This window comes from Pseudomonas sp. G3-19 (assembly GCF_054855875.1).
Window position 1 is genome coordinate 629,071 of the sequence record NZ_JBMPIQ010000003.1, and the last position, 20,237, is coordinate 649,307.

General features: G+C 61.1%; 19 protein-coding genes. 12 read left to right on the top strand and 7 right to left on the bottom strand.

Annotation, left to right across the window (positions count from 1 at the left end):
* Position 1: 1 nt before the first annotated feature.
* From ACOYXI_RS02950 to gloB, 4 genes are all read right to left on the bottom strand, one after another.
* Positions 2 to 1,843, bottom strand: coding sequence for an extracellular solute-binding protein (locus tag ACOYXI_RS02950; protein ID WP_282413372.1), 1,842 nt, complete (start codon positions 1,841 to 1,843; stop codon positions 2 to 4).
* Positions 1,840 to 3,672, bottom strand: a complete 1,833-nt coding sequence (locus tag ACOYXI_RS02955) for an extracellular solute-binding protein (RefSeq protein WP_134786109.1) — start codon at positions 3,670 to 3,672, stop codon at positions 1,840 to 1,842. Before ACOYXI_RS02955 ends, ACOYXI_RS02950 begins: the two co-directional genes overlap by 4 nt.
* A 346-nt stretch (positions 3,673 to 4,018) precedes the next feature.
* Positions 4,019 to 5,485: a LysM peptidoglycan-binding domain-containing protein gene (locus ACOYXI_RS02960; protein ID WP_247268505.1), complete on the bottom strand. Its 1,467-nt coding sequence runs from the start codon at positions 5,483 to 5,485 to the stop codon at positions 4,019 to 4,021.
* 99 nt (positions 5,486 to 5,584) lie between these two features.
* Positions 5,585 to 6,352, bottom strand: a complete 768-nt coding sequence (gloB, locus tag ACOYXI_RS02965; RefSeq protein WP_461674283.1) for a hydroxyacylglutathione hydrolase — start codon at positions 6,350 to 6,352, stop codon at positions 5,585 to 5,587.
* A gap of 66 nt (positions 6,353 to 6,418) precedes the next feature.
* Here gloB and ACOYXI_RS02970 point away from each other — a divergent pair, with 66 nt between their 5' ends.
* The 5 genes from ACOYXI_RS02970 to ACOYXI_RS02990 all read left to right on the top strand — a co-directional run bounded on the left by ACOYXI_RS02970 (position 6,419) and on the right by ACOYXI_RS02990 (position 11,828).
* On the top strand, positions 6,419 to 7,177 hold the full coding sequence (locus tag ACOYXI_RS02970; protein WP_282413369.1) for a methyltransferase domain-containing protein: 759 nt from the start codon (positions 6,419 to 6,421) through the stop codon (positions 7,175 to 7,177).
* 91 nt (positions 7,178 to 7,268) lie between these two features.
* Positions 7,269 to 7,730, top strand: a complete 462-nt coding sequence (gene rnhA / locus ACOYXI_RS02975; RefSeq protein WP_003224162.1) for a ribonuclease HI — start codon at positions 7,269 to 7,271, stop codon at positions 7,728 to 7,730.
* 210 nt (positions 7,731 to 7,940) lie between these two features.
* Positions 7,941 to 8,699, top strand: a complete 759-nt coding sequence (gene dnaQ / locus ACOYXI_RS02980) for a DNA polymerase III subunit epsilon (RefSeq protein ID WP_139055851.1) — start codon at positions 7,941 to 7,943, stop codon at positions 8,697 to 8,699.
* 244 nt (positions 8,700 to 8,943) lie between these two features.
* A complete protein-coding gene (locus ACOYXI_RS02985) occupies positions 8,944 to 11,199 on the top strand; it encodes an Orn/Lys/Arg family decarboxylase (RefSeq protein WP_461674284.1) in 2,256 nt (751 codons plus the stop codon).
* 14 nt (positions 11,200 to 11,213) lie between these two features.
* Positions 11,214 to 11,828 (top strand): GNAT family N-acetyltransferase, encoded by a 615-nt coding sequence (locus ACOYXI_RS02990; RefSeq protein WP_041067268.1) that lies wholly within the window; start codon positions 11,214 to 11,216, stop codon positions 11,826 to 11,828.
* Here ACOYXI_RS02990 and ACOYXI_RS02995 read toward each other — a convergent pair.
* Both ACOYXI_RS02995 and ACOYXI_RS03000 read right to left on the bottom strand, forming a co-directional pair.
* Positions 11,794 to 12,687 carry a LysR substrate-binding domain-containing protein gene (locus ACOYXI_RS02995; protein WP_134786113.1) on the bottom strand — a complete coding sequence of 298 codons (894 nt, stop codon included), beginning with the start codon at positions 12,685 to 12,687 and terminating at the stop codon, positions 11,794 to 11,796. The genes ACOYXI_RS02990 and ACOYXI_RS02995 overlap by 35 nt on opposite strands.
* 85 nt (positions 12,688 to 12,772) lie before the next feature.
* The gene (locus ACOYXI_RS03000; protein WP_007965845.1) at positions 12,773 to 13,003 is read right to left on the bottom strand and encodes a hypothetical protein; all 231 of its coding nucleotides are present in this window, start codon (positions 13,001 to 13,003) and stop codon (positions 12,773 to 12,775) included.
* A gap of 183 nt (positions 13,004 to 13,186) precedes the next feature.
* Here ACOYXI_RS03000 and ACOYXI_RS03005 point away from each other — a divergent pair, with 183 nt between their 5' ends.
* Positions 13,187 to 13,744 (top strand): NADPH-dependent FMN reductase, encoded by a 558-nt coding sequence (locus ACOYXI_RS03005; RefSeq protein WP_027613142.1) that lies wholly within the window; start codon positions 13,187 to 13,189, stop codon positions 13,742 to 13,744.
* Positions 13,745 to 13,904: 160 nt separating this feature from the next.
* Entirely contained in the window at positions 13,905 to 15,188 is a 1,284-nt protein-coding gene (locus ACOYXI_RS03010; protein ID WP_223007937.1) for an arsenic transporter, read from the top strand.
* Positions 15,189 to 15,320: 132 nt separating this feature from the next.
* Here the strand turns inward: ACOYXI_RS03010 and ACOYXI_RS03015 are convergent, their stop codons facing one another.
* Positions 15,321 to 16,271, bottom strand: a complete 951-nt coding sequence (locus ACOYXI_RS03015) for a DUF1853 family protein (protein WP_134786115.1) — start codon at positions 16,269 to 16,271, stop codon at positions 15,321 to 15,323.
* A 115-nt stretch (positions 16,272 to 16,386) separates the two neighbouring features.
* Here ACOYXI_RS03015 and ACOYXI_RS03020 point away from each other — a divergent pair, with 115 nt between their 5' ends.
* From ACOYXI_RS03020 to ACOYXI_RS03040, 5 genes are read left to right on the top strand one after another with little or no spacing between them, the layout of a single operon-like run.
* Positions 16,387 to 17,277, top strand: a complete 891-nt coding sequence (locus ACOYXI_RS03020; RefSeq protein ID WP_003224174.1) for an NAD(+) kinase — start codon at positions 16,387 to 16,389, stop codon at positions 17,275 to 17,277.
* Complete coding sequence (locus ACOYXI_RS03025; protein ID WP_461674285.1) at positions 17,277 to 18,248, top strand: metallophosphoesterase; 972 nt, start codon at positions 17,277 to 17,279, stop codon at positions 18,246 to 18,248. Before ACOYXI_RS03020 ends, ACOYXI_RS03025 begins: the two co-directional genes overlap by 1 nt.
* Positions 18,245 to 19,114, top strand: coding sequence for a rhomboid family intramembrane serine protease (locus ACOYXI_RS03030; RefSeq protein ID WP_098968288.1), 870 nt, complete (start codon positions 18,245 to 18,247; stop codon positions 19,112 to 19,114). Before ACOYXI_RS03025 ends, ACOYXI_RS03030 begins: the two co-directional genes overlap by 4 nt.
* A gap of 33 nt (positions 19,115 to 19,147) precedes the next feature.
* Entirely contained in the window at positions 19,148 to 19,408 is a 261-nt protein-coding gene (locus ACOYXI_RS03035; RefSeq protein WP_003224178.1) for a YeaC family protein, read from the top strand.
* The gene (locus ACOYXI_RS03040; protein WP_027613137.1) at positions 19,405 to 20,235 is read left to right on the top strand and encodes a DUF2797 domain-containing protein; all 831 of its coding nucleotides are present in this window, start codon (positions 19,405 to 19,407) and stop codon (positions 20,233 to 20,235) included. The genes ACOYXI_RS03035 and ACOYXI_RS03040 overlap by 4 nt, the downstream gene beginning before the upstream one ends.
* The last annotated feature ends 2 nt before the right edge of the window (positions 20,236 to 20,237 follow it).

The following is a 20,237-nucleotide window of genomic DNA, read 5'->3' on the forward strand; positions in this document are numbered from 1 at the left end:
ATTACTCCGTGCCCACAGGGTCGGCTTGCAGTTTGGTTTCGACTTCTATGGCGGGTTTCGCGTCAGGCTTGACCCACCAGGTGTTAATCCCGATGTCGTATTTGGGCGAGACTTTCGGGTGACCGATGTGGTTCCAGTACGCCACGCGCCAGGTCTTGATGTGCCAGTTGGGGACCACGTAGTAACCCCATTGCAGCACTCGATCCAGCGCCCGGGCATGCGCCACCAGACTGCTGCGCGAATCGGCGTTGATCAGGTTTTCCACCAGTTGATCGACGATCGGATCCTTCAGGCCCATGGTGTTGCGGCTGCTCGGTTTGTCGGCGGCGGCGCTCATCCAGAATTCGCGCTGCTCGTTGCCCGGCGAGTTGGATTGCGGAAAGCTGCCGACCATCATGTCGAAGTCCCGCGAACGCACGCGGTTGATGTATTGCGAAACGTCGACACGGCGGATCACCAGATCGATGCCGAGGTCGGCCAGATTGCGTTTGAACGGCAGCAGCACGCGTTCGAATTCGGTCTGCGCCAGAAGGAACTCAATGACCACCGGTTTGCCGTTGGCGTCTACCATTTTGTCGTCGACGATCTTCCAGCCGGCCTCCTGCAGCAATTGATAGGCCTCGCGCTGCTGGGCGCGGATCATGCCGCTGGCGTCGGTCTTGGGGTTCTCGAAGGCTTCGCTGAACACCTGGGCCGGCAGTTTGCTGCGAAACGGTTCGAGGATCGCCCGTTGCTCGGCGTCGGGCAGGCCGGTGGCAGCCATTTCCGAGTTCTCGAAATAGCTGCGGGTGCGGAAGTAGGCACCGTTGAACAGCTGCTTGTTGGTCCACTCGAAATCAAACAGCAGGCCGAGCGCCTGACGCACGCGCACATCCTGAAACACCGGGCGGCGCAGGTTGAAAACGAAGCCCTGCATGCCGGTCGGGTTGCTGTTGGCGATCTGTTCCTTGATCAGCCGACCTTCGGTCACGGCCGGAATGTTGTAGGCGTTGGCCCAGTTCTTCGCGGTCATTTCCAGCCAGTAATCGAACTGGCCGGCCTTCAGCGCTTCGACGGCGACGGTGTTGTCGCGGTAGTAATCGGTGGTCATTACGTCGAAGTTGTAGAACCCGCGATTGACCGGCAGATCCTTGCCCCAGTAGTCCTTGACCCGTTCATAGCGCACCGAGCGCCCGGCTTTCACTTCGGCGACCTTGTACGGGCCGCTGCCCAGCGGGATCTCCAGATTGCCCTTGGAAAAATCACGACTGGCCCACCAGTGTTTCGGCAGCACCGGGAGCTGCCCGAGGATCAGCGGTAACTCGCGATTGTTGGTGTGCTTGAACTTGAACAACACCTTGAGCGGGTCTTCGGCGATGGCCTCTTCGACATCGCTGTAGTAGCCGCGAAACAGCGGCGAGCCGTCCTTGGTCAGGGTCTGGAAGCTGAACACCACGTCTTCGGCGCGCACCGGATGGCCATCGTGAAAACGCGCTTCCGGGCGCAGGTAGAAACGCACCCAACTGTTGTCCGGGGCTTTCTCGATCTTCGCGGCGATCAGGCCGTACTCGGTGAACGGCTCGTCGAGGCTGTGCTTGGTCAGGGTGTCGTAGATCTGCCCGACATCATCGGCCGGCACGCCTTTGCTGATGAACGGGTTGAGGCTGTCGAAGCCGCCGAACCCGGCCTGACGGAAGATCCCGCCCTTGGGCGCGTCGGGGTTCACGTAATCGAACTGCTTGAAGTCCGCCGGGTATTTCGGCGGCTCGTTGTACAGGGTCACGGCATGTTGCGGGGCGGCAATCGCCAGCCCGGCGAACAGCAGACCGCTGGCCTGCACGAGCAGGGCGCGGATGGGCGTCATTTATTGTTCTCCGAAGATTTCAGCCACCACGCGCTCAGGCCCAGGGTGTAGGGCGGCGTGGTGACGAAGGCCAACCGGTTGCGGTAGGCCAGTCGGTGATAATTGAGGTACCAGTTGGGAATGCTGTAGTGCTGCCAGAGCAGCACGCGGTCCAGCGCCTTGCCGGCGGCGACCTGTTCGTCGCGGGTTTGCGCGGCGAGCAATTGTTCGAGCAGGTGATCGACCACCGGGTTGGCAATACCGGCGTAATTCTTGCTGCCCTTGACCCCGACCTGACTGGAATGGAAGTACTGCCATTGCTCCAGACCCGGGCTGAGGGTCTGGTTGAGGGTCATCAGGATCATGTCGAAATCGAACTGGTCCAGACGCTGCTTGTACTGGGCGCGATCCACCGTGCGCAGGCGCGCATCGATGCCGATGCTGTTGAGGTTTTCGATATAGGGCTGGAGGATCCGCTCAAGGTTCGGATTGACCAGCAGCAGTTCGAAGCTCAGCGGTTGCCCTGCGGTGTTTTGCAGACGCTGGCCGTTGAGTTTCCAGCCGGCCTCGGCGAGCAGCGCCAGGGCCTTGCGCATGGTCTCTCGCGGGATGCCACGGCCATCGGTTTGCGGCAGGGTGAACGGCTCGGTGAATAGCTTCGCGGGTAACTGATCTTTATACGGCTTGAGCATCAGCCATTCGTGCCCGACCGGCAGGCCGCCGGCGCTGAATTCGCTGTTGGGGTAGTAGCTGGTGGTGCGTTTGTAGGCATCGCTGAACAGTGCGCGGTTGGTCCATTCGAAGTCGAACATCAGGCCCAGCGCTTCGCGCACCTTGACGTCGCTGAAGGTTACACGCCGGGTGTTCATGAACAGGCCTTGGCTCTGCGTCGGGATCTGGTGCGGAATCTGCGCCTTGATCACTTCGCCACGGCGCACGGCCGGAAAGTTGTAGCCGTTGGCCCAGTTCTTTGCCTGATGCTCGATGTAGATGTCGAATTCGCCGGCCTTGAACGCTTCGAAGGCCACGTCGCTGTCGCGGTAGAACTCGACTTCCATGCGATCGAAGTTGTACTTGCCGCGATTGACCGGCAGATCCTTGCCCCAGTAATCCTTGACCCGCTCGAAAATCAGCTGCCGCCCCGGCGTCACTGAGGTGATGCGGTACGGGCCGCTGCCCAGCGGTGGTTCGAAGGTGGTGGCCTTGAAGTCGCGATCCTTCCAGTAATGCTGCGGCAGCACCGGCAACTCGCCGAGGCGCAGGATCAGTAACGGATTGCCCGAGCGTTTCATCACGAAACGAATGCGCTGCGGGTTGAGGATGTCGACCCGCGAGACTTCCTGCAGGGCGGTGCGGTACAGCGGGTGGCCGTCCTTGAGCAGTGTTCGGTAGGAGAACGCCACGTCGTAGGCGGTGATCTGGGTGCCGTCGTGAAAGCGTGCTTCCGGGCGCAGATTGAACACCACCCAGCTGCGATCTTCGCTGTACTCCACCGATTGCGCGATCAGGCCATAACTGGATGCCGGTTCGTCACCGGACGGCGAATACTGGCCAGTGCCGACCATCAGCGGTTCGTTCAGCTCGTTGATGCCGTACTGCAGGAAATTCGGTGTGGTGACCGGGCTGGTGCCCTTGAACGTGTATGGATTGACCGTATCGAAGGTGCCGAACGCCATCACCCGCAACGTACCGCCCTTGGGCGCTTGCGGGTTGACCCAGTCGAAGTGGGTAAATCTGGCCGGGTACTTGAGCGTGCCGAACTGCGCATAACCGTGACTCTCGGTAATCGTCGCGCTTGCGGGTGAGCTCAAGGCCAGGCTGATCAGGAGCAGGAGGAGGGGACGCTTCAAGTCAGATCCGATCCAGGCGGCTTGGGCTTTGTGGGCCGTACAGTAACAGCTTGTCTGGACAGGAAAAAGACAGAGGTTAATGTGGGGTTAATCGGCAAGGCCAAGAGCCCCTCACCCTAACCCTCTCCCGGAGGGAGAGGGGACTGACCGAGGTGTTTATGAGAAGTACGCCGACCTGAAATATCGAGTTGAACCCAGGTTTGAAAAAAAACCCAATCTGCTCCCTTTCCCCCTCGCCCCCTTGGGGGAGAGGGTTGGGGTGAGGGGGAGAAATTTTGAGGGCGCAAACAAAATCAAGCCAGGCGCCAGGCGAAAAAAAGCCCCTGAAAGTTCAGGGGCTCTTCTGTCAGTGCGGCTGATAAACCGTGAGCATCTGCCCAGGCTTGAGGGCCTTGCCGGCACCCGGGTTCCAGCGCTTGAGATGCTGCATCTCGACGTTGAAACGCTTGGCTACCACGTACAGGGTGTCGCCACGTTTGACCTTGTACTGGGTCTGCTGCTGACTGTCGGCCTTGCCTTTGGTCTTGCTGTTGGCGGCGATCACCGTGTTGACCCGGCCACCGCTGCGCGCCGGGGTGCGCTTGGTGTTGTCCTGCATCACCAGAGTCTGGCCGACCTTGAGGTTCTTACCGGTCAGCTTGTTCCAGCGCTGCAGGTCCTTGACTTCGACCTTGTTGGCCTTGGCGATGGAACCGAGATTGTCGCCGCGTTTGACCCGGTAAGCGCGCTTGAGCTTCGCCACTTCAGTCGGGTCGGCACCGTCGAACACCGGCTTCAGCGAGCGCGGGCTGATCAGCTCTTCAGGCCGCATGGTCTGCAGGCTGGCGGTCAGCAATTGCGCCTTCGACGTCGGCACCAGCAGATGCTGAGGGCCGTCGATGGTGGTGCGCTGCTTGAAGGCCGGGTTGAGCTGGAACAGCTCGTCTTCGTCGATGTTGGCCACCGCTGCGACCTTGGACAGGTCCATGCGCTGGTTGATTTCGACGACCTGGAAATACGGTTCGTTGGCGATCGGGTTGAGGTTCACCCCGTAGGCTTCCGGGGCCAGTACCACTTGCGACAGGGCCAGCAGTTTTGGTACGTAAGCCTGGGTTTCTGCCGGCAACGACGACAGGTTCCAGTAGTCGGTCGGCAGGCCGAGCTTCTCGTTACGCTCGATGGCGCGGCTCACCGTGCCTTCACCGGCGTTATAGGCCGCCAGGGCCAGCAGCCAGTCACCGTTGAACATGTCGTGCAGACGAGTCAGGTAGTCCATCGCGGCGGTGGTCGAGGCGGTGATATCGCGACGGCCATCATAGAAGCGGGTCTGGCGCAGGTTGTAGTAACGACCGGTGGACGGAATGAATTGCCACAGGCCCGAAGCGTCGGCCCGGGAATAGGCCATCGGGTTGTAGGCGCTCTCGATCACTGGCAGCAGGGCCAGCTCCAGCGGCATGTTGCGCTCTTCGAGACGCTCGACGATGTAATGAATGTAGAGACTGCCGCGTTCGCCGGCGTTCTCCAGAAAGGACGGGTTGCTGGCAAACCACAGGCGCTGCTGCTCGATACGCGGGTTGACGCCCAGGCCGTCCTGCAGCTGGAAACCACCGCGCATGCGCTCCCAGATGTCCTGAGGCACCTGCGGGCTGGGCTTTTCACTGAGCCAGATCGGTTTCTGCTTGGCTCGCGCAGCAATGTTCGGCGTATGGCTCGCTTCAGGCTGCGGAGCATGGCTGGAACAGCCCGCCAACGTGGCGGACACAGCCACCGCGATGGCTTGCGCCAGGCGGGTCAGCGTGTCTGAATTGACGGACTTACGTATGGATGACGACATTGGCTGGAAGTAAGTTCCGGGCAAAAATGTCGGGCGATTCTAGAAAGCGCACCCCCTGCGGTCAACCATTCAGAATTTTTGTACCAGCTGGTGAGTCACTTAGAACGTATCTTTCCATGCCCGCAGAGCCGCAAAAACCTCACTCGGCGCCCGGTTTTGAGCGCCTGCCCGTTCGTCCACTTTTTGTGTAACTAATGTTTCAGCGGTACGCAAAAACGGATTTGTGAGCTTTTCCAGGGCCAGGGTCGAGGGCAGGGTCATCACGCCTTTTTCCCGTTGTTGGCTGACTTTTTCCAGACGGGCGGCAATGTCCGGGTTGCCCGGTTCGACTGCCGCAGCAAACTTCAGATTGCTCAGGGTGTATTCATGGGTGCAATACACCAGCGTATCCTCGGGCAAAGCGGCGAGACGGCCGAGCGAGTGGTGCATCTGCTCCGGCGTGCCTTCGAACAGGCGTCCGCACCCGGCGGCGAACAGGGTGTCGCCGCAAAACAGCAGGCCGTGGTGGTAATAGGCAATGTGGCCGAGGGTGTGGCCGGGCACCGCATAGACATCGAAGTCCCAGCCGAGCACGCTGACCTTGTCGTTGTCCTTGAGCGCCACGTCGCGCCCCGGAATGTTTTCGCTGGCCGGGCCGTAGACTTTGGCGCCGCTCGCGGCTTTCAGGCGCTCGACGCCGCCGACGTGATCATGGTGGTGATGGGTGATCAGAATGTCGCTCAGCACCCAGCCCGGGTGCGCGTCGAGCCAGGCCTGCACCGGCGCGGCATCGCCCGGGTCGACCACGGCGCAACGCTGGCTGCGGTGATCCTGTAACAACCAGATGTAGTTGTCGGTGAACGCGGGCAGGGCACTGATCTGTATCATCGTCGGAATTCGCCAAGCGGAAAACATTGGCGCATCTTAGAGCTTCTAGCGGCGTTGGAGAATGACATGACCGATAAAGCGTTCGCTCAGGCCGATCCCGACTGGCTGGCGTTGATCGGCGCGGCCCGTGAATGGCTGGCCGGCCCGCTCGGGCAATTTCTGCTGGATGAAGAACGGCGCATGCTCGAAGACGAGTTGGGGCGGTTCTTCGGCGGCTACCTGGTGCATTACGGGCCGTCGGCCCAGACCCCGCCGTCGGCGCCGCAAGTACAGCGCAACGTGCGGCTCGGCGCGCCGTTGCCGGGTGTCGAGATCGTCTGCGAGGAACAGGCCTGGCCGTTGAGCGAGCACGCCGCCGACGTGGTGGTGTTGCAGCACGGTCTGGATTTCTGCCTGTCACCCCACGGTTTGCTACGCGAAGCGGCAAGCAGCGTGCGCCCCGGCGGGCATCTGCTGATCATTGGCATCAACCCCTGGAGCAGCTGGGGCTTGCGCCATGTATTCGCCCACGACGCCTTGCGTCAGGCACGCTGCATCTCGCCGTCGCGGGTCGCCGACTGGCTCAATCTGCTGGGCTTTGCGCTGGAGAAACGCCGCTTCGGGTGCTATCGTCCGCCGCTCGCGTCGCCCAAGTGGCAGGCCCGACTGGCCGGCTGGGAACGCAAGGCCGGCGACTGGCAACTGTCGGGCGGTGGCTTCTATTTATTGGTCGCGCGCAAGATCGTGGTCGGCCTGCGTCCGGTGCGTCAGGAGCGTCGCGAGCCGATGGGCAAGCTGATTCCGCTGCCGATGGCCAAGGTCAACCGCCGTCGTATCGAACCGTAAACCTTCTTTTTATAGTGGCCGGACTTGTTCCGGCCGCGGCCATCGTCGATCCGCGATTGACGGGGCCAGGCATTTTTCTGGATAGAGTGGCATGAGCGAAAGCGTCGATAGCGTAGAACTGTTCACCGACGGTGCCTGCAAGGGCAACCCCGGCCCGGGCGGCTGGGGCGCCTTGCTGGTGTGCAAGGGCGTCGAAAAGGAACTGTGGGGCGGCGAAGCCAACACCACCAACAACCGCATGGAACTGCTCGGCGCCATCCGTGGCCTCGAAGCCTTGAAGCGGCCGTGCGAAGTGCTGCTGGTGACCGACTCGCAATACGTGATGAAGGGCATCAACGAGTGGATGGCCAACTGGAAAAAGCGCGGCTGGAAGACGGCGGCGAAAGAGCCGGTGAAAAACGCTGATCTGTGGAAAGAGCTGGACGAGCAGGTCAACCGGCACAAGGTCACCTGGAAGTGGGTGCGCGGGCACATTGGTCACCACGGTAACGAACGGGCTGACCAGTTGGCCAACCGTGGGGTGGATGAGGTTCGCGGGTACAAGCAGAGCTGATTCCCTCCGTTGCACCGAGTCGTGGCCTTCGCGAGCAAGCCCGCTCCCACACTGGATCTCCTGCGTACATCAGCACTGTGTCCACCGCAGATCAATTGTGGGAGCGGGCTTGCTCGCGAATGGAGCGACTCGGTCTACCTGAAACACCCCCACCGAGCGTGTTAACATCGCCGCTTTTGCACGATTGACCCCGTTGAGAATTGAACACTGATGGCCACCAGATCCGTTGTACTCGATACCGAAACCACCGGCATGCCGGTGACCGATGGTCACCGGATCATTGAAATCGGCTGTGTCGAACTGATCGGTCGGCGCCTGACGGGCCGGCACTTTCACGTTTACCTGCAACCGGATCGCGAGAGTGACGAGGGCGCGATCGGCGTTCACGGCATCACCAACGAATTCCTTGTCGGCAAACCGCGTTTCGCCGAAGTCGCCGACGAGTTCTTCGAGTTCATCAACGGCGCGCAACTGATCATCCATAACGCGGCGTTCGACGTTGGCTTCATCAACAACGAATTTGCCTTGATGGGTCAGCACGATCGCGCTGACATCACGCAGCACTGCACCATCCTCGACACCCTGATGATGGCCCGGGAACGTCACCCGGGGCAGCGCAACAGCCTCGACGCCTTGTGCAAACGTTATGGTGTCGACAACTCTGGCCGTGAACTGCACGGCGCCTTGCTCGACTCGGAGATTCTCGCCGACGTCTACCTGACCATGACCGGTGGCCAGACCAGTCTGTCGCTGGCCGGCAACGCTTCCGACGGAAATGGCACGGGCGAGGGCGCGGACAACTCCGCCACCGAAATCCGTCGTCTGCCGGCGAGTCGTCAGCCTGCGCGGATCATTCGGGCGACGGAAGATGAACTGGCGGCGCATATGGCGCGGCTGGAGATCATTGCCAAGTCGGCGGGCGGGCCGGCGCTGTGGACGCAGATTGCCGAGGCTGATGCTCAAGCTTGACCCCCTCTGTGGCGAGGGAGCTTGCTCCCGCTTGGCTGCGAAGCAGTCATAAAACCTGAATGCACTATTGATGCTGAACGAATACTGGGGGCCGCTTCGCGCCCCAGCGGGAGCAAGCTCCCTCGCCACAAAAGCCGAGTCAGGCTGAATGAAGCCAACTGGCCACCCTCGCCACTTTCGCTGCAACCCTCTACCCTGAGTGCATTGGCAGACTTTGATCCGCCGCCTCGGGACACTGAGCCTCATGTACAAAGATTTGAAGTTTCCGGTGTTGATCGTCCACCGCGACATCAAGGCCGACACGGTCGCCGGTGACCGTATCCGTGGCATCGCCCGGGAGTTGGAGCAGGAAGGTTTCAATATCGTTTCGGCCATCGACTACACCGAAGGGCGGTTGGTGGCCTCCACCCATCATGGTCTGGCGTGCATGCTGATCGCTGCCGAAGACGCCAGCACCCACTCGCATCTACTCCAAAACATGGCCGAACTGATCGGTCTGGCGCGAGTGCGGGCGCCGGATCTGCCGATCTTCGCGCTGGGCGAACAGGTCACCCTGGAAAACGCCCCCGCCGATGCCATGGCCGAGCTCAATCAACTGCGCGGCATTCTCTACCTGTTCGAAGACACCGTGCCGTTTCTGGCCCGGCAGGTAGCGCGGGCGGCGCGTAAATATCTGGATGGCCTGCTGCCTCCGTTTTTCAAAGCGCTGGTGCAGCACACCGCCGACTCCAACTATTCCTGGCACACCCCCGGGCATGGCGGTGGCGTGGCTTATCACAAGAGTCCGGTGGGGCAGGCGTTTCACCAGTTCTTTGGCGAAAACACCCTGCGTTCGGATTTGTCGGTATCGGTGCCGGAACTCGGTTCGCTGCTCGATCACACCGGCCCGCTCGCTGAAGCGGAAGAGCGTGCGGCACGCAATTTCGGCGCCGATCACACCTTTTTTGTGATCAATGGCACCTCGACTGCCAACAAGATCGTCTGGCACTCGATGGTCGGTCGTGATGATCTGGTGCTGGTTGATCGCAACTGTCACAAGTCGGTGCTGCACGCGATCATCATGACCGGCGCGATCCCGCTGTACCTGTGCCCGGAGCGCAATGAGCTGGGGATCATCGGCCCGATTCCGCTGAGCGAATTCAGCCGCGAGTCGATCCAGGCCAAGATCGACGCCAGCCCGTTGACCAAAGGCCGTGCGCCGAAAGTCAAACTGGCGGTGGTGACCAATTCGACCTACGACGGCCTGTGCTACAACGCCGAGCTGATCAAGCAGAGCCTGGGCAATAGCGTTGAAGTGCTGCATTTCGACGAGGCGTGGTACGCCTACGCAGCGTTTCACGAGTTCTTCGCCGGGCGCTATGGCATGGCCACCTCGCGCACAGCAGACAGCCCGCTGGTGTTCACCACTCACTCCACGCACAAGCTGCTCGCCGCGTTCAGCCAGGCCTCGATGATTCATGTGCAGGACGGCGGCGCGCGGCAACTGGACCGTGACCGTTTCAACGAAGCGTTCATGATGCACATCTCAACCTCGCCGCAGTACAGCATCATCGCTTCGCTGGATGTGGCCTCGGCCATGATGGAAGGCCCGGCCGGGCGCTCGCTGCTGCAGGAAACCTTCGATGAGGCGCTGAGTTTTCGCCGGGCGCTGGCCAATCTGCGCCAGCACATTGCGGCGGATGACTGGTGGTTCTCGATCTGGCAGCCGCCCGGCGTCGAAGGCATCGACCGGGTGCGGACTGAAGACTGGCTGCTGCAGCCGGACGCCGACTGGCACGGCTTCGGCGAAGTCAGTGACAACTATGTGCTGCTCGACCCGATCAAAGTGACCCTGGTCATGCCCGGGTTGAATGCCGGTGGCGCGCTGAGCGAGAAGGGCATCCCGGCGGCGGTGGTCAGCAAGTTCCTCTGGGAGCGCGGGCTGGTGGTGGAGAAGACCGGGCTGTATTCGTTCCTGGTGCTGTTCTCGATGGGCATCACCAAGGGCAAGTGGAGCACGCTGCTCACCGAATTGCTGGAATTCAAGCGCAGTTACGACGCCAACGTCAGTCTGGCCACTTGCCTGCCTTGCGTGGCGCAGCAAGACACCGCGCGCTATCGCGGCATGGGCCTGCGTGACCTGTGCGATCAACTGCACGCCTGTTACCGCAGCAACGCCACCGCCAAACATCTGAAGCGCATGTACACGGTACTGCCGGAAATCGCCATGAAGCCGGCCCATGCCTATGATCATCTGGTGCGCGGCGAAGTCGAGGCGGTGCCGATCGATGAGCTGGAAGGACGGATCGCGGCGGTGATGCTGGTGCCGTATCCACCGGGAATTCCGTTGATCATGCCGGGGGAGCGCTTTACCGAGGCAACCCGCTCGATCATCGACTACCTGAAGTTTGCCCGCACGTTCGATAGCAGCTTCCCCGGTTTTGTCGCTGATGTGCATGGACTGCAACATGAAGACGAGGGCAATGGACGGCAGTACACCGTCGATTGCGTCAAGGAATGAGGACTTTTCCGAGTATGCAACCGGTCATGAATCCGAAATACCCAGGGCTGTCGGTGCGCGTCGCCGACGATGGTTTCGCGGCGTACATCTGGGGCAGCGACTTCAGTTTCGAGGTCGCCGCGTACGGTGCCGCCGTCATTGGCCAACCGGTCGAGCGCTGGGCGGTGACGCCGATCGTGCCGTATCGCAAGTGCTACGGCATTGATCCTGAAGAGTTCAGCAGCTATCGCGATGCCGCCGACAGCGCGATTTTCATGGCGTATCTGGATGACGAGCCGGTCGGCCATCTGGTGATCAGCACCAACTGGAACGGCTTTGCTCACATTGATGAACTCGCGGTGCACGCACCGGCGCGCCGGCATGGTGTGGCCAAGGCGCTGCTGGATGTCGCGCAGTTCTGGAGTCGCAAGAAAAAACTGCCGGGGATCATGCTCGAGACGCAGAACAACAACCTCGGCGCCTGTCGTTTGTATGAGCGTTGTGGCTACGAGATTGGTGGTATCGACCATCTACGTTATCGCGGGATTGATCCGAACACCGCGGAAATCGCGCTGTTCTGGTACCGGCTGTTCGATAACCCGCTGGAAAACCCGCTCAGCTCGCCAGCATCGCCTCGGCTTGTTCCGTGACAATCGTCAGCAGCGTCTGAATCGCTGTGGGCGTGGCGCTGTGTCGGTAGGTCAGGGCATACAGGCTGATCGGAACCGCCGGTGACAATGGGCAGACATCCAGTCCGCTCGTCCGCGCGCCGAGGGCGGTGAACGGGTCGACGATGGCCAGGCCTTCGCCGGCCTCGACCATGCTGCGCATCATCTGATGGGTTTGTACTCGGGTCTGGATGCTCGGCGCCGGGCGCAGGGCCTGGAGTTTGTTCTCCAGCGCCGGGCTCAATGGGTCGTGGCCTTCGAGGCCAACCATTGCCTGGCCAGCCAGATCCTGCAGGGAAATGTATTTCTGCTTCGGTTGCAGCCAGCCGTGGGGCGCGAGCAGTTGCAGCTTGCCGTGGGCCAATGGCTGGCAGTGGATGTCGGGGTGTTCCGGATCGTGCAGGCTCAGGCCCAGATCGCTTTCGCGCAGCAGCAGGCTGCGGACGATGTCGCAGGTCGGAGAGCTGAGCAAGCGGCAAGGAGCGTCGGGCAACCGTCGGCGCAGCAGCGCGATACTTTGCGGCAACAGCTGTTGCGCCAGCGGCGGGGTGCCGATGATGCGCAGGGGCGGGGCGAGGTATTGCTTGAGGCTGCTGGCCAGACGCTGCACCGGCTCCAGCGCCTGATAGACATGAGCGATTTCCACCTGCAACGCCCGCGCTTCAGGCGTCGATTGCAGCCGGCCGCGTACGCTGGCGAACAGCATGAACCCCAGCTCGCTCTCGGCTTCGCGCAAACGCTCTTCGACCTCGGTCACCGGGAGCTGCAGCCATTCGGCGGCGGTGCCCAGGTGACCGGTCTGCAAGAGCGCCTGAATCACTTCGATATGACGTAAACGCATGCGTGAAGTCCATGTTCAGCAGGTGGGGTCAGTGGCTGAATCCTACCCCAAGTCTGCGCATATGACTTCTGCTCATAACGGCCAGTTATGACGCGACGGTTGTCTCAGGCTCACGGGTCAGGGTAATACCTGACTGAACCAGGAGAAACTCGGTGTCACTGACTTTGTTGACGCGATCGCCAATGGCCAGTTTGTAAATCGGCTCCGAGCCAGTGGAACCGTCTGCCGACGGGGTGGATTCCTGGAACTCATGCACGGAATAAACGCGGCCTTCCGCATCTCTTGCATGGAACTGACCGACGAGTACTGCTGCCATCTGCTTAGAACCTCTGGAGATAAAACGCTTGATTTGCGGCTTGGTAGACCGTCATCAAGCCCTGTAAGTTTTCCTACAGGAAAAAAATAATCAGCGCGCAGGAATTTCCCTTGCTCGCTGGTGAAACTGTCATCGAATCATCTATAACTACTGGCTCTTCCCACCGACAGTCGAGAGTCTTCCATGAGCAATGTCTACAACGTCGCTGTAGTCGTCGGCAGCCTGCGCAAAGCATCGATCAACCGCAAAGTCGCGCTGGCGCTGGCCGAGCTGGCACCGGCGAACCTCAAACTGAAGATTGTCGAGATTGGCGACCTGCCACTCTATAACGAAGACATCGACGGCGATTCACCGCCGGCAGCCTACAGCACTTTCCGCCAGGAAGTCGGTTCTTCCGACGCGGTGCTGTTCGTCACCCCGGAATATAACCGCTCGGTGCCGGCGCCTCTGAAGAATGCGATTGACGTGGGTTCACGGCCGTATGGCAAAGCCGTCTGGAGCGGCAAACCGGGTGCGGTGATCAGCGTGTCGCCGGGGGCGATTGGCGGTTTTGGCGCCAACCAGCATTTGCGCCAGTCCTTCGTGTTTCTCGATGTGCCGTGCATGCAGCAGCCGGAAGCGTATCTGGGTGGCGCGGGTTCGGCGTTTGACGAGGCGGGCAAGTTGAGCGAGTCGGTGAAACCGTTCCTGCAGAATTTCATCAATGCGTATGGGAAATTTGTGGAACAACACAAAAAATAATCTGGTCAGAGCTGCGATAAAACAGAGATCCTGTGGGAGCGGGCTTGCTCGCGAAAGCGGTGTGTCAGACACAAAGTTGTCATCTGACACACCGCTTTCGCGAGCAAGCCCGTTCCCACGTTTGGATCTCCACTCATTGAATAATTGAAGGCTGTCGCGAATGCTCGCTGCGTCACTGATCTTCCTGCTGACCATCACCCTTGTCATCTGGCAACCCAAAGGCCTCGGGGTCGGCTGGAGCGCGACGCTCGGTGCCGTGCTGGCGCTGATCTTCGGCGTCGTGCACCTGAGCGATATTCCGCTGGTGTGGCAGATCATCTGGAACGCCACCGGCACCTTCGTTGCGCTGATCATCATCAGCCTGTTGCTCGACGAAGCGGGGTTCTTCGCCTGGGCTGCGCTGCATGTAGCACGCTGGGGGCGGGGCAGTGGGCGCAAGCTGTTTGCCTTCATGGTGCTGCTCGGCGCGCTGGTATCGGCGTTGTTCGCCAATGACGGCGCGGCGCTGATCCTCACGCCGATCGTGATTTCCATGCTGCTGGCGCTGCGCTTTTCCCCGGCGGCGACCCTGGCGTTCGTCATGGGTGCCGGTTTTATCGCCGACACCGCGAGCCTGCCGCTGGTGGTGTCGAACCTGGTCAACATCGTTTCGGCGGACTTCTTTCACATCGGCTTCAACCGCTATGCGGCGGTGATGGTGCCGGTCAACTTCGTCAGTGTGGCCGCGACGCTGGGCGTGCTGCTGTGGTTTTTCCGTCGCGACATCCCTAAGGCTTACGATCCCGAACAGCTCGAACAGCCGCACACGGCGATCCACGATAAGGCCACGTTCTATGCCGGTTGGGTAGTGCTGGTGATTCTGCTGATCGGCTGCTTTTTCCTCGAACAGCTGGGCATCCCGATCAGCGCGATTTCGGCGGTCTGTGCGGCCCTGCTGCTGGGGATCGCCGCCCGTGGCCACAAGATTTCCACGCGCAAGGTGCTGAAAGAAGCGCCGTGGCAGATCGTGATTTTCTCGCTGGGCATGTATCTGGTGGTGTATGGCCTGCGCAATGCCGGGCTGACCGGGTATCTCGCTGGCTGGCTGGATGTGTTCGCCGGGTACGGCGTATGGGGCGCGGCGCTGGGCACCGGGGTGCTGACGGCGTTGTTGTCATCGATCATGAACAACTTGCCGACAGTGCTGATCGGCTTGTTGTCGATCGATGCCAGTCAGGCCAGCGGTGTGATCAAGGAAGCGATGATCTACGCCAACGTGATCGGCAGCGACTTGGGGCCGAAAATCACCCCGATCGGCAGCCTGGCGACCTTGCTCTGGCTGCATGTGCTGGCGCGCAAGGATATCCGGATTGGTTGGGGCTATTACTTCAAGGTCGGGATTGTGCTGACGGTGCCGGTGTTGTTGATTACCTTGGCGGCGTTGGCGTTGCGGTTATCCATCTAGAACGCGTTGGCCCCTTCGCGAGCAAGCCCGCTCCCACATTTTGAGCAGCATTCCAAATGTAGAAATTGGAATGCCATCCCCTTGTGGGAGCGGGCTTGCTCGCGAAAGGGCCGGTCCAGGCACTGCAGAAACTCAGGCCTGCCCCGGCACATTCGGCCAAAGATCCGCCACCAGAAACAACCGCTCCGCCTCTTCCCATTCGCCCTGCGCATTCTCGGTCAGGCGTACCAGCAGTTGCGCCGGGGCCATCGGTTCCAGGTCGTCCAGCCACATCTGCAGATGTTCAGCGCTCCAGGTCTGATCCGCCGGGTAGTGTGCCGGCGCGAGCCACGCATGGCGGGGCAGGGGTTGCCAGCGCCCGGCCGGACGTTGAGCGACGAACGCCGGCCAATCCTTCTGATGCAGCCAACTGCCACGCAGGTGCTGCGGATGCGCGCCTTTCGGTGGTTCGGCCTGACCGGGCCACGGGTACAGCAGATAACCGCCCAGCCACAACTGCGCACTGAACACCTCGATATCCAGCTTCGCCAGCACCTCACGGCTTTCCGGGCGCGCCGAGATCGGCAGTTGGTGTTCGGCCAGATGCGCCAGTTTGCGGTCCAGTCGATCATGACAACCCGGCCCCAGCCACTGCGCCGGGTCGTGGCCGTCGCCTTCCTGTGGGCCGAGGTAGAGCTTGATCGCCAGTTCCAGGTGATGCACGCCGTCGCGGTCGCGCAGCAGCATGTCGAGTTCACCGAGGGTGTGGCCTTCGCGGCGGATCGGCAGGTTGGCGGCAATCAGTTCGATGCCCGGCGCATGCTCCACGGCAAACTGCCACAACCGTTCGTAATAAAGGCCCAGCCGCCGGGTACGCGCCTGCGACAGCCAGTGCAGCAAACCATAACTGTCACGATCAAGTTGCCGCAGCCAGTGCTCCAGGCGCTGCGGATCACTGACCCAGTCGCTGCCGGCCAGCGGATGGCGCTGCGGCCACGGCGTTGCGGCCAACATCGGCGGCGCGAGAATCACCCACGCCAGATCACGCACTTCGGGATGGCGTAATTGGTGTGGCAACTGAAGCAGGTCGGGAAACAGGATCATCTTGCGAGCATAGCCTGAAACACGCGCGCACCCTTGAGGCTGAAAGGATTTTGTCTATCGCGGGCTTTCGCCCATAATCGTGTTTTTCGCGTTTTCGATTGTCCGCAGAGGTCCCATGGAGCAATTTCGTAATATCGGCATCATCGGTCGCCTGGGCAGTTCCCAGGTGCTGGATACCGTCCGCCGACTGAAACGCTTTCTGCTCGATCGTCACCTGCACGTGATTCTCGAAGACACCATCGCCGAAGTCCTGCCGGGCCATGGCCTGCAAACCTCGTCACGCAAGATGCTCGGCGAAGTCTGCGACATGGTCATCGTCGTCGGCGGTGACGGCAGCCTGCTCGGCGCCGCGCGGGCGCTGGCCAAGCACAATATTCCGGTACTCGGGATCAACCGGGGCAGCCTCGGTTTTCTCACCGACATTCGTCCCGATGAGCTGGAAGTCGAAGTGGCCAAGGTGCTCGACGGCCATTATCTGGTGGAAAACCGCTTCCTGCTGCAAGCCGAGGTGCGCCGGCATGCCGAGGCCATTGGCCAGGGCGATGCGTTGAACGACGTAGTGCTGCACCCGGGCAAGTCGACGCGGATGATCGAGTTCGAGCTGTACATCGACGGCCAGTTCGTCTGCAGCCAGAAGGCCGACGGCCTGATCGTCGCCACGCCGACCGGTTCCACCGCGTACGCGTTGTCCGCTGGCGGGCCGATCATGCATCCCAAGCTCGATGCCATTGTGATCGTGCCGATGTACCCCCATATGTTGTCGAGCCGGCCAATTGTGGTCGATGGCAACAGTGAGCTGAAAATCGTCGTGTCGAAAAACATGCAGATTTACCCGCAAGTCTCCTGCGACGGTCAGAACCACTTCACCTGCGCGCCGGGCGACACCATCACCGTGAGCAAGAAAGCCCAGAAGCTGCGGCTGATTCACCCGCTCGACCACAACTACTACGAAGTCTGCCGGACCAAGCTCGGCTGGGGCAGCAAGTTGGGTGGTGGAGGCGACTGATGCTCGATCCCGCGCGCAGTTATGACTTGATTGGTGACGTGCACGGATGCGCCCTGACCCTCGAACACTTGCTTGACCGTCTCGGTTATCACAAGCAGGGCGGGGTCTGGCGGCATCCATCGCGCATGGCCGTGTTCGTCGGCGATATCATCGACCGTGGCCCGCGAATCCGCGAGGCACTGCACATCGTCCACGACATGGTCGAGGCCGGGCAGGCGCTTTGCATCATGGGCAACCACGAATTCAACGCACTGGGCTGGAGCACGCCGTCGCTGCCGGGCAGCGGCAAGCAGTTCGTCCGTGAGCACACGCCGCGGCATGCGCGCCTGCTGCACGAAACCCTGACCCAGTTCGAAGACCATCCGGGCGACTGGCATGACTTTCTCAACTGGTTCTACGAACTGCCGCTGGTGGTTGATGCCGGACGCTTCCGTGTGGTGCACGCCTGTTGGGATGCCAGCCTGATCGAACCGTTACGCGGGCTGTTTCCCGATGCGCGCATCGACGAGCACTTTCTCCAGGCGTCGGCCGTGCCCGGCAGTTTCGCCTGCACCGTGTTCGACCGCTTGTTGCGCGGCACCGACATGCGCCTGCCGGATGGCTTGACCATGACCAGCGGCGACGGTCTGGTGCGCTCGTTCTTCCGCACCAAATTCTGGGAAGACGACCCGAAAACCTACGGCGACATCGTCTTCCAGCCGGATGCATTGCCGGAGCCGGTGGCGCAGAAGCCGCTGACCTCCAGCGAAAAAAACAATCTGCTGCGCTACGGCATTGACGAGCCGTTGCTGTTCGTCGGCCACTACTGGCGCAGCGGCAAACCGGCGCCGATCCGCCCGAACCTCGCTTGTCTCGATTACAGCGCGGTGCTCTACGGCAAACTGGTGGCCTATCGTCTGGATCAGGAAACACGTCTGGATCCGCATAAATTTGTCTGGGTCGATGTCGAGCGGCCGGAGGTGCTGCAATGAGTGCGGTAGCGGTATTGCGTCTGCCGTTGGCGGTGGATCTGAGCGGTTTCGTCAAGCTGCTGCAACGGATGCAGGTGCCGCATCGAGTCAGCGAAGAGGCGGGCGAGCAGGTGCTGTGGGCACCTTCGGAAATCAGCGCAGACGTACGCTCGCTGTACGAGCGCTTCCCGGCCGGCGACCCTGATCAGCAACTGGACATCCCGCTGGCGCCGACTTTCAAGCGTCCGAGCTTCGCCGAGCAACTCAAACACGCCAAGGCCACCGGGTTGATCCTGCTGCTGAGCCTGCTGGTCGGTGGCCTGACCTATCTGGGTGACAACCTCGACACCATTCGCTGGCTGACCTTCCTCGACTTCCGCGTGGTCGGCGAGTACATCCAGTTCACGCCGCTGGCCGACAGCCTGGCGGCGGGGCAGTGGTGGCGCCTGTTCACGCCGATGCTGCTGCACTTCGGCATCCTGCACCTGGCCATGAACGGCATGTGGTACTGGGAGCTGGGGCGGCGCATCGAGTCACGTCAGGGCAGCATCAACCTGCTCGGACTGACCCTGCTGTTCAGCCTGGTGTCGAACTACGCGCAGTTTGCCTGGAGCGGCCCGAGCCTGTTTGGCGGCTTGTCCGGCGTGCTCTACGGTTTGCTCGGCCATTGCTGGATTTTCCAGTTGCTGGCGCCGAACCCGGCGTATCGCCTGCCGCGAGGCGTGCTGGTGATGATGCTGGTGTGGCTGGTGATTTGCATGTCCGGACTGGTCTCGATGATCGGTTTCGGCCAGATCGCCAACGCCGCGCACGTCAGCGGGTTACTCATCGGATGCTTCACCGGTTTGTTGGGCGGTTTGTATAACCGCCGTAAACTGGCCGCCTGAAATTTTAAGTGAATAAAGAGCACGGAGACCCTGATGTCCTCTTTTAACGACATGATCAAGAACATCACCCCGGACATCTACGAGAGCCTGAAACTGGCCGTGGAAATCGGCAAGTGGTCCGACGGCGGCAAACTCACCGCCGAACAGCGCGAGCTGTCGCTGCAGGCGATGATCGCCTGGGAAATCCAGAACCTGCCTGAAGACCAGCGCACCGGTTACATGGGCCCGCAGGAATGTGCGTCGAAGTCGATCGAAGTACCGAACATCCTGTTCAAGTCGGATGCCATCCATTGATCGAGATTGGCCGCGGTGCAATCAGCAAAATGTCGGCGCGCCTGGACGGGCCGAATGTGCAATACGCGTTTCGTCTGGATGACGTCGAGGTCCCGGTCAACCCCATGATCGGCACCACGGTGCGTCTGGAGTACCTGGGGGCGATTCATTGCACCCATTGCGGGCGCAAGACCAAAACCAGTTTCAGTCAGGGTTACTGCTACCCGTGCATGACCAAACTGGCGCAGTGCGATCTGTGCATCATGAGCCCGGAGCGTTGTCACTTCGAGGCCGGTACCTGCCGGGAGCCTGAGTGGGGGCAGAAGTTCTGCATGACTGATCATGTGGTGTATCTGGCCAACTCGTCGGGGATCAAGGTCGGTATCACCCGCGCCACGCAGTTGCCGACCCGTTGGCTGGATCAGGGCGCGAGTCAGGCGCTGCCGATCATGCGCGTATCGACGCGCCAGCAGTCGGGCTTCGTCGAAGACCTGTTCCGCAGCCAGGTGGCCGACAAGACCAACTGGCGCGCCTTGCTCAAGGGCGATGCGGCGGCGGTGGATCTGGCCCAGGTGCGCGACCAGCTGTTTGAAAGCTGCGCCGAGGGCTTGCAAGGCCTGCAACAGCGATTCGGCCTACAGGCAATTCAGACGATTGCCGATGTAGAACCTCTCGAAATCCGCTATCCGGTCGAGCAATACCCGGCCAAAATCGTCAGCTTCAACCTGGACAAGAACCCGATTGCCGAAGGCACGCTGCTGGGAATCAAGGGTCAGTACCTGATTTTTGACACCGGCGTGATCAACATTCGTAAATACACGGCCTATCAGCTCGCCGTGCATCAATAAGG

Excerpts from the sequence above, each read along its gene's own strand:
- ACOYXI_RS02950 (WP_282413372.1), bottom strand. The coding sequence starts at position 1,843 with ATGACGCCCATCCGCGCCCTGCTCGTGCAGGCCAGCGGTCTGCTGTTC.
- ACOYXI_RS02960 (WP_247268505.1), bottom strand. The coding sequence starts at position 5,485 with ATGTCGTCATCCATACGTAAGTCCGTCAATTCAGACACGCTGACCCGC.
- gloB (WP_461674283.1), bottom strand. The coding sequence starts at position 6,352 with ATGATACAGATCAGTGCCCTGCCCGCGTTCACCGACAACTACATCTGG.
- ACOYXI_RS02970 (WP_282413369.1), top strand. The coding sequence starts at position 6,419 with ATGACCGATAAAGCGTTCGCTCAGGCCGATCCCGACTGGCTGGCGTTG.
- rnhA (WP_003224162.1), top strand. The coding sequence starts at position 7,269 with ATGAGCGAAAGCGTCGATAGCGTAGAACTGTTCACCGACGGTGCCTGC.
- dnaQ (WP_139055851.1), top strand. The coding sequence starts at position 7,941 with ATGGCCACCAGATCCGTTGTACTCGATACCGAAACCACCGGCATGCCG.
- ACOYXI_RS02985 (WP_461674284.1), top strand. The coding sequence starts at position 8,944 with ATGTACAAAGATTTGAAGTTTCCGGTGTTGATCGTCCACCGCGACATC.
- ACOYXI_RS02990 (WP_041067268.1), top strand. The coding sequence starts at position 11,214 with ATGCAACCGGTCATGAATCCGAAATACCCAGGGCTGTCGGTGCGCGTC.
- ACOYXI_RS02995 (WP_134786113.1), bottom strand. The coding sequence starts at position 12,687 with ATGCGTTTACGTCATATCGAAGTGATTCAGGCGCTCTTGCAGACCGGT.
- ACOYXI_RS03000 (WP_007965845.1), bottom strand. The coding sequence starts at position 13,003 with ATGGCAGCAGTACTCGTCGGTCAGTTCCATGCAAGAGATGCGGAAGGC.
- ACOYXI_RS03005 (WP_027613142.1), top strand. The coding sequence starts at position 13,187 with ATGAGCAATGTCTACAACGTCGCTGTAGTCGTCGGCAGCCTGCGCAAA.
- ACOYXI_RS03010 (WP_223007937.1), top strand. The coding sequence starts at position 13,905 with ATGCTCGCTGCGTCACTGATCTTCCTGCTGACCATCACCCTTGTCATC.
- ACOYXI_RS03015 (WP_134786115.1), bottom strand. The coding sequence starts at position 16,271 with ATGATCCTGTTTCCCGACCTGCTTCAGTTGCCACACCAATTACGCCAT.
- ACOYXI_RS03020 (WP_003224174.1), top strand. The coding sequence starts at position 16,387 with ATGGAGCAATTTCGTAATATCGGCATCATCGGTCGCCTGGGCAGTTCC.
- ACOYXI_RS03025 (WP_461674285.1), top strand. The coding sequence starts at position 17,277 with ATGCTCGATCCCGCGCGCAGTTATGACTTGATTGGTGACGTGCACGGA.
- ACOYXI_RS03030 (WP_098968288.1), top strand. The coding sequence starts at position 18,245 with ATGAGTGCGGTAGCGGTATTGCGTCTGCCGTTGGCGGTGGATCTGAGC.
- ACOYXI_RS03035 (WP_003224178.1), top strand. The coding sequence starts at position 19,148 with ATGTCCTCTTTTAACGACATGATCAAGAACATCACCCCGGACATCTAC.